2 rRNA genes (1 of these 2 cut by a window edge) are annotated in these 1540 nt (G+C 56.0%); both read left to right on the top strand.

Features of this window, described 5'->3' with window-relative positions:
• A 23S ribosomal RNA gene (locus tag FHR97_RS19995) occupies positions 1 to 1315 on the top strand; it begins 1253 nt to the left of the window's first position.
• An 88-nt stretch (positions 1316 to 1403) separates the two neighbouring features.
• Positions 1404 to 1519 (top strand): 5S ribosomal RNA (rrf, locus tag FHR97_RS19990).
• The last annotated feature ends 21 nt before the right edge of the window (positions 1520 to 1540 follow it).

Genomic DNA, 1540 nt, shown 5'->3' with positions numbered 1-1540 from the left:
TGCTGTGGGACCGTACCCCAAACCGACACAGGTGGTCAGGTAGAGAATACCAAGGCGCTTGAGAGAACTCGGGTGAAGGAACTAGGCAAAATGGTGCCGTAACTTCGGGAGAAGGCACGCCGCATTAGGGTGAAGGTCCTCGCGACCGGAGCCCGACGCGGTCGAAGATACCAGGTGGCTGCAACTGTTTATTAAAAACACAGTACTCTGCAAACGCGTAAGCGGACGTATAGGGTATGACGCCTGCCCGGTGCCGGAAGGTTAATTGATGGTGTTAGCTTCGGCGAAGCTCCTGATCGAAGCCCCGGTAAACGGCGGCCGTAACTATAACGGTCCTAAGGTAGCGAAATTCCTTGTCGGGTAAGTTCCGACCTGCACGAATGGCGTAATGATGGCCACGCTGTCTCCACCCGAGACTCAGTGAAATTGAAATCGCAGTGAAGATGCTGTGTACCCGCGGCTAGACGGAAAGACCCCGTGAACCTTTACTACAGCTTCACACTGGACGCTGATGTTGCTTGTGTAGGATAGCTGGGAGGCTTGGAAACCCGGACGCCAGTTCGGGTGGAGCCGACCTTGAAATACCAGCCTGGCATCATTGGCGTTCTAACTCAGGTCCGTGATCCGGATCGAGGACCGTGTGTGGTGGGTAGTTTGACTGGGGCGGTCTCCTCCCAAAGCGTAACGGAGGAGCACGAAGGTACCCTCAGCACGGTTGGAAATCGTGCAATGAGTGCAAGAGCATAAGGGTGCTTAACTGCGAGACAGACACGTCGAGCAGGTACGAAAGTAGGTTCTAGTGATCCGGTGGTTCTGTATGGAAGGGCCATCGCTCAACGGATAAAAGGTACTCCGGGGATAACAGGCTGATACCGCCCAAGAGTTCACATCGACGGCGGTGTTTGGCACCTCGATGTCGGCTCATCACATCCTGGGGCTGAAGTCGGTCCCAAGGGTATGGCTGTTCGCCATTTAAAGTGGTACGCGAGCTGGGTTTAGAACGTCGTGAGACAGTTCGGTCCCTATCTGCCGTGGGCGTTGGAGATTTGAGAAGCGCTGCTCCTAGTACGAGAGGACCGGAGTGGACGTACCTCTGGTGTTCCGGTTGTCATGCCAATGGCACTGCCGGGTAGCTAAGTACGGACGGGATAACCGCTGAAAGCATCTAAGCGGGAAGCCCCCTTCAAGATGAGATCTCCCCGAGGCCTCGAGCCTCCTGAAGGACCCAGCAAGACCAGCTGGTTGATAGGTCGGATGTGGAAGCGCTGCAAGGCGTTGAGCTAACCGATACTAATTGTCCGTGAGGCTTGACCATATAACACCCAAGCGGTCTGTCGATGACGGACGACAAGGGCCGGGTACGACGAGACGACTCGCGCCAGCATGATTCGCAGCCTTTTTCGCCTGACGACCATAGCGTGCGGGAACCACCTGATCCCTTGCCGAACTCAGCAGTGAAACCGCTCAGCGCCGATGGTAGTGTGGGGTCTCCCCATGCGAGAGTAGGTCATCGTCAGGCACTTATTCCGGAAAAGCCCCG

Origin of the sequence: Halomonas stenophila, assembly GCF_014192275.1 — a bacterium.
Classification (GTDB): domain Bacteria; phylum Pseudomonadota; class Gammaproteobacteria; order Pseudomonadales; family Halomonadaceae; genus Halomonas; species Halomonas stenophila.
The sequence above is the reverse complement of the archived record's forward strand: the minus strand, read 5'-3'. Positions and strand labels throughout refer to the sequence as shown.